The sequence below is a fragment of the Nitrospirillum goiasense genome (genome assembly GCF_034427435.1).
Lineage (GTDB): Bacteria > Pseudomonadota > Alphaproteobacteria > Azospirillales > Azospirillaceae > Nitrospirillum.
Genome location: NZ_JAXQNP010000002.1, coordinates 656323 through 672229, shown reverse-complemented (window position 1 = coordinate 672229; position 15907 = coordinate 656323). Strand labels below are relative to the sequence as shown.

The window sequence follows — 15907 nt, the reverse complement described above, 5'->3', positions numbered from 1 at the left end:
CCCGCGTTCCGGTGGGCTCAGCCGGCCGTGGCGAGGCTGTCGTGGGCGGCCATGACCGCGGCGGTCAGCAGCTCGTTGGACGTGGCGCCCATCTGCACGATCTGCGCCGGCTTCTCCAGGTTGATCAGCAGCGGCCCGATCAGGGTGCCGCCGCCCATCTTCTGCAGCAGCTTGGCGCCGATGTTGGCGGTGTGCAGCGCCGGCATGATCAGCACGTTGGCCGGGCCCGACAGGCGGCTGAACGGGTACAGGCGCTTCATCAGCTCGTGGTCCAGGGCCACGTCCACCGACATCTCGCCCTCATACTCGAAGTCGGCGCCCCGCTGGTCCATCAGGGCCACGGCGTCGCGCACATGCTGCGCCCGCTCCCGCATCGGCTGACCGAAGTTGGAGAAGGACAGGAAGGCCACGCGCGGCTCGTGCCCCATCTGGCGGGCGGTGCGGGCCGCCCCTTCGGCGATGCAGACCAACTGCTGGGCGGTGGGGCGCTCATGCACCGTGGTGTCGGCGATGAACACCGTCTGCTTGCGCAAGGCCAGCACCGACAGGCCGAAGGCCGGCGCGCCGGGCCGGGCGTCGATGACGTGGCCGATCTCCTCATACGAGGTGAAGAAGTCGCGGGTCAGGCCCGTGACCACCGCGTCGGCGTCGCCCAGCGCCACCATGCAGGCGGCGAAGACGTTGCGGTGCTGATTGACCAGCCGCTGGCAGTCGCGGTGCAGCATGCCCTTGCGCTGCAGGCGGCTGTAGAGGAAGTCGGTATAGCGCTGGTTTTCCGTGGACTGGAACAGGCGGGCGTTGCGCACCTCCAGCGGCGCGCTGCCCTGGGGCAGGCCCAGGGCCGCCATCTGCTCCGCCACCACCTTCTCGCGGCCGATCAGGATGGGCGTGCCGTAGCCGGCGGACCGGAAGGCCAGGGCGGCGCGGATGGTCCGCTCCTCCTCGCCCTCGGCGAAGACGACGCGGCGCGGGTTGGCCTTCACCTTGTCGAAGATCTGCTGCAGGCTGTCGGCCGTGGGGTCCAGGCGCAGGCGCAGGGCGCGGCCATAGGCCTCCATGTCCGTGATGGGGCGCTTGGCCACGCCGGTGTCCATGGCCGCCTGGGCCACGGCCGCCGGCACCTTCACGATCAGGCGCGGGTCGAAGGGCACGGGGATGATGTATTCCGGGCCATAGCGCAGGCGCCGGCCGGAATAGGCGGCATCCACCTCGTCCGGCACGTCCTCGCGCGCCAGCTCGGCCAGCGCGTTGACGGCGGCGATCTTCATGGCGTCGTTGATGGTGCTGGCCCGCACGTCCAGGGCGCCGCGGAAGATGTAGGGGAAGCCCAGGACGTTGTTGACCTGGTTGGGATAGTCGGACCGGCCGGTGGCGACGATGGCGTCGTCACGCACCGACTTCACCTCTTCCGGCGTGATTTCCGGATCGGGGTTGGCCATGGCGAAGATGATGGGCTTGGCCGCCATGGTGGCCACCATCTCGGCCGTCAGGGCCCCCTTGACCGACAGGCCCAGGAACACGTCGGCGCCCTTGACCGCCTCGGCCAGGGTGCGGGCGTCGGTGGTGATGGCGTGGGCCGACTTCCACTGGTTCATGCCGTTGGTCCGGCCCTGGTAGACGACGCCCTTGGTGTCGCACAGGGTCACGTTCTCATGCGGCATGCCCATGGACTTGATCAGCTCGACGCAGGCGATGGCGGCGGCGCCCGCGCCGTTCACCACCAGGCGGGCGTCGCTCATGCTGCGGCCCGTCAGGTGCAGGGCGTTGATCAGGCCGGCGGCGGCGATGATGGCCGTGCCGTGCTGGTCGTCGTGGAAGACGGGAATGTCCATCAGCTCGCGCAGCCGCTGCTCGATGATGAAGCAGTCGGGCGCCTTGATGTCTTCCAGGTTGATGCCGCCGAAGCTGGGCCCCAGATAGCGCACGGAATTGATGAATTCATCGACGTCGCGGGTGTCGACCTCCAGGTCGATGCCGTCGACGTCGGCGAAGCGCTTGAACAGCACCGCCTTGCCTTCCATGACCGGCTTGGAGGCGAGCGCCCCCAGGTCGCCCAGGCCCAGCACGGCGGTGCCGTTGGAAATGACGGCCACCAGGTTGCCCTTGGCGGTGTAATCGTAGGCGGTGGCGGGATCCTCATGAATGCGCAGGCAGGGCACCGCGACACCGGGTGAATAGGCCAGCGACAGGTCGCGCTGCGTGGTCAGGGGCTTGGTCGGGGTGATTTCCAGCTTGCCCGGACGCCCGCTGGCGTGCAGCTGCAAGGCCTCTGCGTCGGTGACGCGCTTCTCGGTATCAGCCATACGTCCTCTCTCCACCGCGTTTACGGGCTGGTCTTGTTGCCGGCCCTTCAATTATTGCGCGCGATGGTAGCCGAGCGGTCCGGCCGGGGTCACGGGCAAATCCGCCCCCGACCTCTGTTCCGCGGGCGGGGCTGCAATCGCGGTAGGTCGGGGGCGGCGCCGGGATGCGTGCGGGGGCTCGCATCCGGTCGGCCGCGCCGTATCGGGGCTGGCGTGGCCGGCGTCGACGGGGTCGGCGGTTTGGGGCAGGTCCGCCCCCGTGACTATCCTTTTACGCGGCGTAGTCCGGGATCCTGTCTCCGGCCCACCGGATTTTATTTGACAACCTTACCGACAGACCATTGCCTGCTGCCCGTATAAAGGGTCATGTATGCACTTCGCGACATAGACGTCCCGGGTCACTCTTCAGGGGAACTGATGGACGAATCCGTCCAGCCGGAGCCGCGCATCGGCGCAGCCTCGGCCGCCGACATCGCCGTGTCCCGGACCGTGTCCGGGGCACCCTCCGCGTCCATCCCCGGCGGCTCCCTGCCGGAACCCGGGGATGATGCCCTATTGGCGCGCATCGCCGACGGGGACCGCCAGGCCTTCGCCCTGCTGGCCGGCCGCCATGCGCCCAAGGCCATGAAGCTGGCCCAGCGCATCCTGGGCAACGCGGCCGACGCGGACGAGGTGGTGCAGGAGGCCTTGCTTCGGGTGTGGACGGGGGCCAAGAACTGGATTCCCGATGGCCGCGCCCGGTTTTCCACTTGGCTGCACCGGGTGGTGGTGAATTTATGTGTGGACCGGCGGCGGCGGCCCGCCTTCGCCGGGCTGGAAGGAATACCTGAGCCGCCTGACCCGACGCCCTCCGCGGTAAATGTGATGGCGCGGCAGCAGACGGCCAAATTGGTGTCGCAGGCCTTGGCGGAGTTGCCGGAACGGCAGCGGTTGGCCGTCACGCTCTGCTATTACGAGGAACGCAGCGCCGCCGACGCTGCGCAAATCCTTTCCCTCTCTGTTTCGGCGGTGGAATCGCTGTTGGCCCGGGCTCGGCGCGCGTTGCGGGCGCGCCTGTCCGGTGTGGTTCAGGATACGGGTGAGGTCTAGGGGGTTGGTCATGGCTGACAGGGAATGGTCCACGGTGGACGTGGAGGATATCGCGGCGCTCACCGCGGTTTATGGCGGCAACCCCGCCCGCTGGCCGGCGGACCGCCGGGCCGCGGCGGTGCGCGCCCTGGCCGCGGACGGTGAGGCGCATGAGATGGTGGTGAACGAGGCGCGGCTGGACGCGCTGCTGTCCTTGGTGGCGGAGCCGGAGATTTCGACCGCCCGGGTGGACAGCGTGGTGGCCGGCGCGCTGGCGCGGCTGGACGCGGTGACCGCACCGGCGACGGCCAAGGCCGCGCCGCGCCGGCTGGACACCTTCCTGCCGTCGCCCTTCGATGTGGTGCGCGCGGCCCTGTCGTGGCTCACTGTGCGGGCGCCCCAGGCCGGCTGGCTGGCCGGTGCCACGGCGGCCGGCATCATGGTGGGTGTCATGACCATGCCCTCCACCAGCTTGCCGTTGTCCGAAACCGTGGCCCAGACGGCGGGCACGGTGGAGACGGCGCAGGCCGATGTCACGGACATGCCCAGCCTGCTGTTCACCTCTTACACGGTGGAGACCCACGCGCGATGAGTGTGTTTTCCAGCCGGTGGCGTGGGCCCCTGCTGATCGCGTCGATCGGTATGAACCTGTTCCTGGCCGGCACCTTCATCCCCCACCTGTTAGGTCACCATGACGGCGGGCCGGGTCACGAGCCTGCCCCGGGCATGAATTACCGCCCACGTCCGCTGACCGACATCCTGCCGCCGGCCGATGCCGAGCTGTTGCAGAAGGCCATGGCGCCCGACCGTGCCGATTTCAAGGCGCTGGAAAAGCAAGCCCGCGAGAGCTGGGCGGAAATCCAGCCCCTGTTGGCGGCTGACACCTTTGACGCCCAGGCCTTCGCCGCCGCCGTGCAGAAGGTCGCCGATAGCCGCCGCGCCTTCGAGGCGTCGCGCCAGGCGGCCCTGGTCGACGTCCTGTCCAAGATGTCGCCGGAAGGCCGCAAGAAATTGTCGGAGCTGAAGACCCCCTTCATCCTCGGGGGCATGCATGGGCCCCATCCGGATGGCCGGGGACCAGACGGGCGCGGTCCGGATGGCCGTGGTGATGGCCGCTTCGACCATCCCCCTTTCCCGGACGGCCCCCCGCCACCCCCGGATGAGGGGACGGATGGGCCCGGCCCGGCCGGCAACCCGGCGGTGACGCCCGCCAATCCCGGTGGCATCCCGCTGACGCCCCGGGCGCCGACGGCCACGCCGGTGACCCCGCACTGATCCCACCCTACCGCCGAAGGCCCCGGAGCGATCCGGGGCCTTTCCCGTCTCATACGCGCGGCATTTGAACGTGACCGTTCAAATGCACCCTCAGTCGCCGGGCGGCGGACATCCGTCCGCCTAGGCTTATCCTCGCTGTGCCCTGCGGTGCTCGCTCCGGCGGCCCCAGTCGGGGCCTACAGCGGCACGAGTCTCCATCTCGTGCCGCTGGTATCATACGCGCGGCATTTGAACGTGACCGTTCAAATACCGCCTCAAGCGCCGGCGGGCGCATCCGCGCCCTTGGCTTCCTCGCTGCGTCCCCCTTTACATGAACTGGGCGGTGCTCGCTCCGGCGCCCGCAGTCGCGGGCTACAGAGGCACGAGTCTCTGATCTCGTGCCTCTGGTATCAGGCCACGGCGCTGTCGGCGGGTCGTTGGCTGTCCAGCCATTCCCCCAGCCAATCGGTCAAGGCGGCGGCCGCCTGTTCGGCATCGCTCCGCAGGGTGCCGGCCAGGGCCCGCTGGATTTCCGGGAGATCGTCGCGCAGGGCTTGCTGTGCCCGTCGCGCTTCCGCCGCCAGGCTGCTGAGGCCGACATTGGCGGCGACGCCGTAAAGGGTGTGGACGGCCTGGCCGGCGCCCGGGAGGTCGCCGGACACCACCTTTTCCGCGAAGCGATCCGCCGTTTCGACCAGGGTGCGGGCGGTGATCGTGATGAACTCCGGCATATCCTGGCCGCCGATGGCTTCGGCCACGGTCTCGATCTGCCGGGCGTCCAGAACGGCCTCCGCCTCCTCAGGCGGGACGCTTGGCCAGACATGGGTGCCTCGCGCGGTCCATGCCCTGTGCATGGCCTCGACCAAGGCGTCGGGGCGGATGGGCTTGGTGACGAAACCGTCCATGCCCGCCGCCAGGCACTGGTCCCCGTCGGCGGCATCGGTGTTGGCGGTGGTGGCCACCACGGGAACGCGCGCGCGGGTGCTGTCCGGCAGGGCGCGGATGCGGCGGGTCGCCTCCAGCCCGTCGATGCCCGGCAACTGCATGTCCATCAGCACCAGGTCGAAGCGGCCCTGCGCCACGAGGCGGACGGCGGCGGCGCCGTCCGCCGCCACGGTGACCGCGTGTCCCCGCGCCCGCAGCAGGGCATCCAGCACCACCTGGTTGGCGGTCACATCCTCCACCACCAGGACGGCCAAGGGGGGCAGGGACAGGGGCGGGGCGTTGGCATTCCGGGCGACGGCCACCTCGTCCTCGGGCTCCGCGGTCGGAATGGTGAACCAGAAATGGCTGCCGTTGCCCGGGCGGCTGCGGAAGCCGATCTGCCCGCCCATGGCCTGGACCAGGCGCTTGGCGATGGCCAGGCCCAGCCCGCTGCCGCCATAGCGGCGCGTGACCTCGACACTGGCCTGGCTGAAGGTTTCGAACAGGCGCCCCTGTGACGCCTCGGGCACCCCCATGCCGGTGTCCGACACGATGATGCCGAATTGCATCCGCCCGTCGTCCAGGCGGTCGGCGGAGGCGCTGATGCGCACCCAGCCGCGATCCGTGAACTTGATGGCGTTGCCCACCAGGTTCAGCAGGACCTGGCGCAGCCGCAACGGGTCGCCCATCAGCCGCCCGGGAAAGACTGGACAGGTACGCAGTTGCAGGTCCAGCCCCTTTTCCGCCGCCCGGCCGGCCATCAGGTTCAATACCCCGTCCAGCAGCGCGGCCGTGTCGAAGGGGCGGTGCTCGATCTCCAGCTTGCCAGCCTCCACCTTCGACAGGTCCAGCACGTCGTTCAGGATGGCCAACAGCGATTCGCCTGATTCATGCACCGTGCGGACATAGTCGCGCTGGCGCATGGACAGGCCCGTCTCCAGCAGCAATTGGGTCAGGCCCAGGATGCCCGTCATGGGGGTGCGGATTTCATGGCTCAGCGTGGCCAGGAACCCGGATTTGGCATCGTTGGCTTGGTCGGCCGCCCGCTTGGCGGCGGCAAGGTCCAACTGCATCTCCAGCATGTGGCGCATGCGTCGACAGATTTGGAGGCCCAAGCGGTAGACGAAAACCGCATAGAGCAGGCTGCCCAGAACCAGGGCCAAGCCCGGCGCTCCGCCAATCGCCGCGCCGTTTTCCTCGGCCAGCGCGCCGCTGGCCAGCACCAGCAACGCCGACGCCGACGGCACCAGTTGCACGCGCAGGACCAGGGGATGCGATATCGTTCCGCAGGTGCGCAACGCCATGGCCGTGCCCATGACCAGCATCAGGAAGTAGCGGCCGCCCAGGTCATGGCCGGGCCAGGCGAACAGGGGTATCAGCCCCCAGGCCGCGGACGCGGCGAAACGGGTGACGGCCAGCACCCACAGCCAGGGACGCGCATCGGTCAGGGTGTTGGCCTGGGCCAGGAAGCGTTGGAATGCCAGCTGCGAGGCGGCCGCCGTCCCGATCGACAGCAACGACCAGAGGAGGACGGCCGGCCACGGCGCCCAGGCGGCGATGCCGCCGGCGACGATGGCGGTCAGCAGGGGAAGCAGCCAGATATCCTCGCGATGGTTCAGCGCCATCAGGACAAGCTGGCCCAGCTCGACCAACTGCGGGCGGGCTATGGTTTGGGCGCGATCGCCCAGTGCTTCCAGGGGGGCGGTGGCAGGGTCGCCGATCAGCGGGCCGGTCCATCGCCGCAATCCCGGTTCCAAGCGCCGCACGTCCGGTATTCCCCGTGGTCTGTTTCGGGTGTTGGTCCAGTCGGGGTGATCCCTCCAGCGTCCCGGTGCCGGAAAGGTCTATTGCCATGGAATGGGGGCGCCGGGGGCAATGCCGCCCGGTGAAGGCCGTGGTTGGCCCTGAACCCGTCAATTTCCATGCAAAATTCCCCGGCCCGACTGTACGACGGCGGCGGGAATTGGCCAATCACATTTGCGAATCCCTCGGGTAATTAAAAATCAGAAAAGATCCGTAAAATTTTAAACGGCCATCCCCGCTACACCCGCGTCAGCGGCGCTGGCGCAAGTGGAAAGCTTGGTCAATGCCTGGCAATCAGCGGTTGTTGGTCGGCGTTTGTCGCGAGAGCCGGGGGAAATGCGGCGCAGGCGCGGGAAAGATGCCTTTTTTCTTGCATTACAGGGCACAAGCGCCCGAAGAATTCGCCGGGGGTAGAAATTGAATCGGCCGGATCGGCCGTGGTAACCATTAGTCCGTCGAGATCTCACGGCCGGTGCAAACCGTTTGCCGTGCCGGGACCCGTGGGGTCATAATTCCGGTCTCTTGCAGGGGGCAGGGTGGCATGTTTCGGAAGGTGATGGGCTGGATTGCCGGCAAAGGGGATGATGCACCGTCCCCGCCCGATGCTGTCCTTCCCGCCGATGGGGCCCATGGCGGCGCCCTGCGGGGGGACGGGGGGCAGGGGCACGGCGTCGCCGACGCCGGCCGCAGTCCGGTGTTCTCCTCCCGCGCGGTGCGGGATGCCGCCGTCGTCACCTCCACCATCGACACCATCCGCCGCTACGTCGCCGGTGAGGAACAGGTCGAGGGGCTGGTCCGCAAGCTGCAGTCCCTGTCGGCCGAGCAGTTCGGTTTCCTACAGATCAGCATCGATCCCGCCCTGACCGCCAAGGCCGTGGGCCGGCTGGGGGACGCGCCTGGCGCCAGCGCCACCACCCTGCGCCACCTGCTGAGCGATATCGGCGATGGCGGGAAGCCCGCGGGCGAGGGCGGGCCGGCCGCCGCGCCCGAAGCCGCCTCCTCCGGACCTACCCTATCCAGGGGCGAGGCGGAGATGTCCGCCGCCCCGTCGCCGGTGGCCCCTCCGGCGCCCGCCCTGGCGGGCACGGTGTCCGCCCCGCTGTCGGTGCCGGTGCCGCCCACGGCGGCGGTCCCCACTTCGGCGGTCCCCACTTCGGCGATCCCCACCCCGGGCCCGCAGCCGTCGCGCACGGGCCCGCTGTTCACCGCCCTGGCGGCCAAGGGACGCGATGCCCTGACCCGGAATGCCAATCCGGCCGACCGGGCGGAAATGCGGGCCGTGCCGACCCCCACGCCCCGGGTGCCGGGCGCCCTGTCCCTGCGCGCGGCACCGCCCACGCCGGTGCGGGCCTCGGTCGTGGGCGGCACGCTGCCGGCCCAACCCCTGTCCACCCCCAGCCGCCCGGCACCCGTCCACGCGCCCGTGTCGCCCGTGACCGTCCCGGGGGGCGCCCGCATGGCCACCACCCCCGTCGCCGCCGCCCGGGTCACTTTGCACGGCCTCAAGTCCAGCCCCGCCGCGCCTGCCGTTGCGGCATCCGCCGTCTCCCCTCCGGATGGTCCGGCGGTTGCACCCCTGGCCGAACCGCTGGCCGCCCCCGTGGTCGTGCCGCCGCCGCGCGCCTCTTCGGACGCGCCGGTGCCGCCACCCCAGCCAGCGGTGGCGCGGCGTCCGGCCGCCGCCGTGGCGCGTATGCCGCGCGAACAGGCGGACAAGCGCCGTGCCCGTCTGCTAGAAGCCATTGCCGGCGAGTTGTGACGCCCGTCGTGACGCTTATGACCGCCAGCCCCCTTCCCCGATCCTCGTGAGCGATGCCATGACCGACGAGCACCGTGACGCCCCAGGCCCCGATGGCGACGCCGGTTCGGGAGCCCCCGGCGCCGTGCCGGCCACCCCGGCCGCGCCGTCCGCCGACATCGAGGTGTCATCGCCTCCCGTGCCGGCCACCGCGCGCGATGGCGTGCGCGAGGGGGAGATCGACGACGGGGTTGACCCCTTCGATTACGCGGAATCCATCGTCCGGGACCTGGCGCTGCATGTCGGCGGCCGCTTGCGCGACCTGCGCAACGACCTGACGGCCATGCATTCCGCCGTCGTTTCGTTACCGGAAACGATGCGGATCAACGCCCTGGGACAGTCGATCCAGGAACTGCGGGAGCGGGTGGCCCACCTGACGGGCGTGGTCAGCCATCACGCCGGCCGCCCGGCGGAGGAGGCGGAGCGTCTGGCCCGGGGTGTGGGGGAGCTGTCCAACACCCTGCAGGACGTGGCCCAGCGGGTGGGCGTGCTGGAGAATTGGCTCAGCCATGCCAAGGCCGTGAACGGCGTGCGGCTGCCGGACCTGCCCCCGGGCCCCCTGCCGGAGCAGTTGAACAGCCTGGTCGACCATCTGCATGAATCGCTGCTGCGCGTCGTCAACGCGGTGCGCGCCACGCAGTTGGATGTGCGTGACCTGCGCGACCAGGTGAGGGGCGGCGGCGTCGCGGCCCCCTCGGCCCCCGCATCCGCCTCGGCCCTGACCCCCGCGCCCGATGCCGGCGCCACGCAGCCCCTCATCGCCCGGCTGGAAGCGGTGGAGGATAAGCTGCGCCGCGCCCCGGCGGCCCCGGCCCTGGTCGACCGCGCCGACAGCGGCACCGCCGGCCTCGCCTCCCTGCTGTTCGGCGCCTGGCCCAGCCTGATGCGACCCACGGGGGCGGCGGCGCTGTCCCAGGCCGTGTCGACGGTGCTGGACAGCGTGCAGCACATCCTGGGCGGCACCGTGCAACTGCCGCAGACGCCGCAGGACGGCGGCCTGGTGGCCGTAGCCACGGGCCGGCACCGGGGCATGCCGCTGGCCATCCTGGTGGGGGTTGAGGATCTGGTGGGCCGCCACTGGGTGTTGGGGGATGAGGGCGACACCCTCAGCGACAGCGGCTTCCCCCGCGTCTCCACCCTGCGCGGCCTGATGAACGCGGCCGCCCTGGTGGAAAAGAGCCGGCCCGGCACCCTGGCCGTCTCCATCCTCGTCTACGGCAACGGCGTCATCAGCCAGGCGCCGACGCGCGACGCCCTGGCCACCCTGGCCCAGGCCGCCGGCATCCCCGGCGCCGCCGGTCGCACCCTGCTGGTGGCGGCGGGCGATCTGACGGCTGCCGGCCTGCTGCCCGTGTCCGAGGTCGGCGGCGCCGTCAGCGACCTGCAGTTCGACTGATCCGGTTCCATCCGTGGAGCCATGAAAAAGGGGCGCTACCCGGCCAGGTAGCGCCCCTTTCCTTTTGGCCCCGGCGTTCCGAAGAGCGCCGGGGCCGATATCACGCCTTCCAGCGGGCCTTACTCGGCGGCCTGGGGCTGGTTCAGCATGTTGCGCAGCACGTACTGCAGGATGCCGCCATGCTTGAAGTAGTCGACCTCGTCCAGGGTGTCGATGCGGCACAGCACCGGCACGGTGTCGACCTTGCCATCCGCGCGGGTGATGGTCAGGGTCAGGTCCATGCGGGGCTTCAGGCCGGCCTCGACGCCGGTGATGTCGATGACCTCGGTGCCGTCCAGGCCCAGGGTCTTGCGGCTGGCGCCGTCCTTGAACTGCAGGGGCAGGACGCCCATGCCCACCAGGTTGGACCGGTGGATGCGCTCAAAGCTCTCGGCCACCACGGCGCGGACGCCCAGCAGGCGGGTGCCCTTGGCCGCCCAGTCACGGGACGAGCCGGTGCCGTACTCCTGGCCGGCGAACACCACCAGCGGGGTGCCGTCGGCCTGGTACTTCATGGCGGCGTCATAGATCGACATGACCTCGCCGCTCGGGATGTACTTGGTCACGCCGCCTTCGACGCCCGGCACCATTTCGTTCTTGATGCGGATGTTGGCGAAGGTGCCGCGCATCATGACTTCGTGGTTGCCACGGCGGGCGCCGTAGCCGTTGAAGTCCACCGGCTCCACGCCGTGGCTGATCAGGTAGGTGCCAGCGGGGCTGGTCTTCTTGATCGAACCGGCGGGGGAGATGTGGTCGGTGGTGATGCTGTCGCCCAGGATGGCCAGCGGACGGGCCTTCTTCACGTCATGCACCGCACCCGGGGTGGTGGTCATGCCTTCGAAGATCGGCGGCAGCTTCACATAGGTGCTGTCGTCTTCCCACTTGTAGGTCAGGCCGGTGGCGGTCTCGATGGACTGCCACTGCTGCGGGCCCAGGAACACGTTGGCGTAGCGCGAACGGTACATGTCCGGGGTCAGGGACTTGGAGATGGCGTCCTCGATCTCGGCGCTGCTCGGCCAGATGTCCTTCAGGAAGACGTCCTTGCCGTCCTTGCCCTTGCCCAGCGGCTCGGTGGTCAGATCCTTGCGCAGGGAGCCAGCCAGGGCGTAGGCCACGACCAGCGGCGGGGAGGCCAGGTAGTTGGCCTTCACCTGCGGGTTCACGCGGCCTTCGAAGTTGCGGTTGCCCGACAGGACGGAGCAAGCCAGCAGGTCGTTGGCGTCCACCGCGGCGCCGATGGCGTCGGGCAGCGGGCCGGAGTTGCCGATGCAGGTGGTGCAGCCGTAGCCGACCAGGTTGAAGCCCAGCTTGTCCAGGAACGGGGTCAGGCCGGCGGCGTTCAGGTAGTCGGTCACGACCTGGCTGCCGGGGGCCAGCGAGGTCTTCACCCACGGCTTCGTGGCCAGGCCGGCCTCGACCGCCTTCTTGGCCAGCAGGCCGGCGGCGACCAGCACATTGGGGTTGGAGGTGTTGGTGCAGCTGGTGATGGCCGCGATCACCACGTCGCCGTGGTCGACCGTGAAGTCTTCACCGGCGACCTTGGCCGGGTTGCTGGCGGGCTTGCCGGCGTAGTCCTTGGCGAACACGCCCTCGAACTCGGTCTTGGCGTTGGACAGCAGCACGCGGTCCTGCGGACGCTTCGGACCGGCCAGCGAGGACTCGACGCTGTTCAGGTCCAGTTCCAGCGTGTCGGTGAACACGGGCTCGGGGCTGTTGGCGTCGCGCCACATGCCCTGGGCCTTGGCGTAGGCCTCCACCAGGGCGACGCGGTCGGCGTCACGGCCGGTGAAGTTCAGGAAGCGGATGGTCTCGGCGTCGATCGGGAAGATGCCGCAGGTGGCGCCGTATTCCGGGGCCATGTTGGCGATCGTCGCGCGGTCGGCCAGGGTCAGGGCGTCCAGGCCGGGGCCGTAGAACTCCACGAACTTGCCCACCACGCCCTTCTTGCGCAGCATCTGGGTCACGGTCAGCACCAGGTCGGTCGCCGTGGCGCCTTCCTTCAGCTTGCCCGTCAGGCGGAAGCCGATGACCTCGGGGATCAGCATGGAGATGGGCTGGCCCAGCATGGCCGCCTCCGCCTCGATGCCGCCCACGCCCCAGCCCAGCACGCCCATGCCGTTCACCATGGTGGTGTGGCTGTCGGTGCCGACCAGGGTGTCGGGGTAAGCGACGGTGGCGCCGGTCTGGTCGCCGTCGGTCCACACGGTCTGGGCCAGGTACTCAACGTTCACCTGGTGGCAGATGCCGGTGCCGGGCGGCACGACGCGGAAGTTGTTGAAGGCCTTCTGGCCCCAGCGCAGGAAGGCGTAGCGCTCGCCATTGCGCTGGAATTCGACGTCGACGTTCTTCTGGAAGGCGTCGGGGCCGCCGAAGTAGTCCACCATCACCGAGTGGTCGATGACCAGGTCGACGGCGGTCAGCGGGTTGATGCGTTCCGGCTTGCCACCCAGGCCCACCATGGCCTCGCGCATCGCGGCCAGGTCGCACACGGCGGGAACGCCGGTGAAGTCCTGCATCAGCACGCGGGCGGGGCGGTAGGCGATCTCACGGTCGCTGCGGCGGTCGACCAGCCACTGGGCGGCGGCCTTCACGTCGTCGACGCTGACGGTGCGGCCGTCCTCGAAGCGCAGCAGGTTCTCCAGCAGCACCTTCAGGCTGTAGGGCAGGCGGGACAGGTCGCCCAGGCCGGCTTCCTCAGCCGCCTTGAGGCTGAAGTAGTCATAGCTCTTGCTGCCGACGCTCAGGCTGCGGCGGGTTTTCAGCGTGTCGTGACCGGTGATCGTGGACACAGGAGTGGCCTCCTAGGGGAAGGGGATGGTACCGCGCCGCCGGCACCCTTCAGCGGGTGTCATGGCCAGCGATGCGGACGGCCATTCCGACACCCTTCGCGACGTCCCCTTATTGAGACCCTTATGAAATAAGAATACCGGGCTGGGGACGCCCTTGATCGAAAGGTTTGCGCGGAAAGGCGCGCGCGCGAGGTTTACCGCTTTTTGCGCCTGCGATCAAATGCCCGGACGGTTGCGGTGGGGGCGACATCGCATGCCTCCCCTGCCGAGATTCCCCAGCCCCCGGCCCCGGGGACGAACGCCGCAGCGACCGCCCGGCCACGGGCGGCTTAAATCCGTTTGATCATGTCGATCAGGGGCTGGGCGAAGGGCGCCACCTCCGTCCCGCCGTCCCAAATCATGTGGCAGGCGACGTAGGCGATGATGGCCAGGCCGATGTAGGAGATCCAGAAGAAGCGGGCCAGCAGCCGGGCGATCAGGGTGGCGGCCGCCCCCATCAGCGCCACGGACAGGATCAGGCCCAGCACCATGACCCGGGTGTGGTCCTCCGCGGCGCCGGCCACCGCCAGCACGTTGTCCAGCGACATGGAAACGTCGGCCAGGGCGATCTGCCGGATGGCCACGCCCACGCTTTTGCCTGCCACCGACGGTTTGGGCAATTCGTACCCCTCCACGTCCCCGGCCGTGGCCGCGTCCGCCGCCGCCTGGTCCTTGCTGTGCTGGCGCAGTTCGCGCCACAGCTTCCAGCAGACCCACAGCAGCAGGATGCCGCCAGCCAGCGTCAGGCCGATGATGTCCAGCAGGCGGGTGGCCAGCAGGGCGAAGCCGATTCGCAACAGCACGGCCACGCCGATGCCCCAGAAGATGACCTTGCGCCGCTTTTCCACCGGCACGCCGCTGGCCGCCATGCCCACCACCAGGGCGTTGTCCCCGGCCAGGACGAGGTCGATGAGAAGCACCTGGATCAGGGCGGTCAGTTCAGCAAGCAGCATGGGGCACAGCCGTTCCGGTCGTGGATCGACCCTTCATAGCACGGCTGCGGCATAATCGCGCGTCCACATCGCATGGTGACGCGCCCAATAGACCCGGCCCGGCGCCGCAACGGCAGCCCTCTGGACGAGCCCGGACAGGTACCGGGCGTTGATGGCCTAGAAACGATCCAGGGGGTAGAATGTATTTTGGATAAATACGGCCCGCACACTTCAAGAAGTGGCGGGCCGAGAGTTTTGGCAGTTGGGTCCTGCTCTGTGATACAGGACACATTACGTAAAACCCATGGCGTAAACGATGTCAAGCAATGAACCTGTAGCAAAAGGATATGTATTGTTTTACGCGACGCCGCGTCTGCGAAAGTTGCCTGAGATCGTAGCTCTATACCCAAATGATGAACGTGTTAATTCATAAGAGGCGAACCTGTGGTTGGGGTTGATTTAGCAACTTGAAAAGGCAGGAACGTCGCGGAATTAAGCTAAAGGCTTAACTGCAAAAGGGAAAAGAAACGGCGTTTGCGGGCGGGCCCACACGCGATTCGGGAATTCTCCCGCGACCTGTCGCGGCGCGCAGGCATGGCTTTTGCAGCCACGTGCCGGACCCAGGCACTGGGGCGGCCCGAAAACGAAGCAGTTGTGGGCGATGATGAAAAATCGGGCCGGTGCACCAGGCGCCGAGCCCGTGAGAGCCTCAAGACTCGCGTGGATTAAAGTCCAGGCAGGGGCGGACGCCGGCTTCGACCCGGTTGGGACCGTCCGCCTCGGCCGCAAGCGGTCAGTGGGCTTCGCCGCCCCGGGGACGGGCCGGTTCCACCAAGGTGCCGGTGGCGTCGAACTGCACCATCTCGGCGATGTTGGTGGCGAGGTCGCCCACGCGTTCCAGGTTCTTGGCGATGAATTGCAGGCTGGTGCAAGCCTCGATCAGGCTGGCGTCCTTGGCGACGAAGGCGAAAATCTCCTGCGTCACGCCGGCGTGCATGTCGTCCAGTTCCTGGTCGCGACGCCACACTTCGGCGGCCAGCGCGGTGTCGCGGCGGGTGAAGGCCTCGATGGCACCAGCCAGCTGGCGCCGCGCCAGGTCCGACAGGCGGCCGACCGAAGCGGTGGCGGCGATGGCGGGAACGGCGTTCAGCACCAGGGCGCGCTTGGCCATGTTCTTGGCGTAGTCGCCCACACGTTCCAGGGCGTTGGCCGCCTTCAGGGCGGCCAAGGTGTGGCGCAGATCGATGGCCATGGGGTGGCGCAGGGCCAGCAGTCGAATGATCAGGCTTTCGACCTCATGCTCCAGGGCGTCCAGCACCTGGTCTTGGGCCACCGTCTCGCGCGCCAGCGTGTCGTCGCGGTCCAGCACGGCGCGGGTCGCCTGTTCCAGCTGCTGCTCGGCCCGGCCGCCCATTTCCGCCAGCAGCGCGTCCAGCCGCTGCAGTTCGTTTTCGTAGGAGGTGACGATGTGACGGGGCAGCTGCTCGGACATGGGCGGTGCATCCAGAAGGGTGGAAACCAGGGTGGCGCCACCATACCGTCATCGTATTGCAATCGTGCGA

General features: G+C 68.9%; 10 protein-coding genes. 5 read left to right on the top strand and 5 right to left on the bottom strand.

The window, feature by feature from the left end; all coding sequences use genetic code 11:
- Window positions 1-17 precede the first annotated feature (17 nt).
- Complete coding sequence (locus tag ULB03_RS05415; RefSeq protein WP_322482234.1) at window positions 18-2303, bottom strand: NADP-dependent malic enzyme; 2286 nt, start codon at window positions 2301-2303, stop codon at window positions 18-20.
- Between the two features lie 417 nt (window positions 2304-2720).
- On the opposite strand from ULB03_RS05415, the gene ULB03_RS05410 reads away from it, so the two are divergent.
- Genes ULB03_RS05410 through ULB03_RS05400 form a run of 3 tightly spaced genes read left to right on the top strand, consistent with a single transcriptional unit; the run spans window position 2721 to window position 4646 of the window.
- Window positions 2721-3392, top strand: coding sequence for an RNA polymerase sigma factor (locus tag ULB03_RS05410; RefSeq protein ID WP_322482233.1), 672 nt, complete (start codon window positions 2721-2723; stop codon window positions 3390-3392).
- A 10-nt stretch (window positions 3393-3402) separates the two neighbouring features.
- Complete coding sequence (locus ULB03_RS05405; RefSeq protein ID WP_322482232.1) at window positions 3403-3963, top strand: hypothetical protein; 561 nt, start codon at window positions 3403-3405, stop codon at window positions 3961-3963.
- Window positions 3960-4646, top strand: coding sequence for a periplasmic heavy metal sensor (locus tag ULB03_RS05400; RefSeq protein WP_322482231.1), 687 nt, complete (start codon window positions 3960-3962; stop codon window positions 4644-4646). The genes ULB03_RS05405 and ULB03_RS05400 overlap by 4 nt, the downstream gene beginning before the upstream one ends.
- A 389-nt stretch (window positions 4647-5035) precedes the next feature.
- Here ULB03_RS05400 and ULB03_RS05395 read toward each other — a convergent pair whose 3' ends face one another.
- Complete coding sequence (locus tag ULB03_RS05395; protein ID WP_322482230.1) at window positions 5036-7315, bottom strand: hybrid sensor histidine kinase/response regulator; 2280 nt, start codon at window positions 7313-7315, stop codon at window positions 5036-5038.
- 578 nt (window positions 7316-7893) lie between these two features.
- On the opposite strand from ULB03_RS05395, the gene ULB03_RS05390 reads away from it, so the two are divergent.
- A complete protein-coding gene (locus ULB03_RS05390; RefSeq protein WP_322482229.1) occupies window positions 7894-9111 on the top strand; it encodes a hypothetical protein in 1218 nt (405 codons plus the stop codon).
- A 58-nt stretch (window positions 9112-9169) separates the two neighbouring features.
- Window positions 9170-10546 carry a hypothetical protein gene (locus ULB03_RS05385; protein WP_322482228.1) on the top strand — a complete coding sequence of 459 codons (1377 nt, stop codon included), beginning with the start codon at window positions 9170-9172 and terminating at the stop codon, window positions 10544-10546.
- A 119-nt stretch (window positions 10547-10665) separates the two neighbouring features.
- On the opposite strand, the gene acnA is transcribed toward ULB03_RS05385, so the two are convergent.
- The 3 genes from acnA to phoU all read right to left on the bottom strand — a co-directional run bounded on the left by acnA (window position 10666) and on the right by phoU (window position 15837).
- Window positions 10666-13374, bottom strand: coding sequence for an aconitate hydratase AcnA (gene acnA, locus ULB03_RS05380; protein WP_322482227.1), 2709 nt, complete (start codon window positions 13372-13374; stop codon window positions 10666-10668).
- A 329-nt stretch (window positions 13375-13703) separates the two neighbouring features.
- Window positions 13704-14366, bottom strand: coding sequence for a TerC family protein (locus tag ULB03_RS05375; RefSeq protein ID WP_322482226.1), 663 nt, complete (start codon window positions 14364-14366; stop codon window positions 13704-13706).
- Window positions 14367-15138: 772 nt separating this feature from the next.
- Window positions 15139-15837, bottom strand: coding sequence for a phosphate signaling complex protein PhoU (gene phoU / locus ULB03_RS05370; protein ID WP_322482225.1), 699 nt, complete (start codon window positions 15835-15837; stop codon window positions 15139-15141).
- Between the last annotated feature and the right edge of the window lie 70 nt (window positions 15838-15907).

Coding starts and splice junctions, on each gene's coding strand:
- ULB03_RS05410 (WP_322482233.1), top strand. CDS start 2,721: ATGGACGAATCCGTCCAGCCGGAGCCGCGCATCGGCGCAGCCTCGGCC.
- ULB03_RS05400 (WP_322482231.1), top strand. CDS start 3,960: ATGAGTGTGTTTTCCAGCCGGTGGCGTGGGCCCCTGCTGATCGCGTCG.
- ULB03_RS05385 (WP_322482228.1), top strand. CDS start 9,170: ATGACCGACGAGCACCGTGACGCCCCAGGCCCCGATGGCGACGCCGGT.
- ULB03_RS05375 (WP_322482226.1), bottom strand. CDS start 14,366: ATGCTGCTTGCTGAACTGACCGCCCTGATCCAGGTGCTTCTCATCGAC.
- ULB03_RS05405 (WP_322482232.1), top strand. CDS start 3,403: ATGGCTGACAGGGAATGGTCCACGGTGGACGTGGAGGATATCGCGGCG.
- ULB03_RS05390 (WP_322482229.1), top strand. CDS start 7,894: ATGTTTCGGAAGGTGATGGGCTGGATTGCCGGCAAAGGGGATGATGCA.
- phoU (WP_322482225.1), bottom strand. CDS start 15,837: ATGTCCGAGCAGCTGCCCCGTCACATCGTCACCTCCTACGAAAACGAA.
- ULB03_RS05415 (WP_322482234.1), bottom strand. CDS start 2,303: ATGGCTGATACCGAGAAGCGCGTCACCGACGCAGAGGCCTTGCAGCTG.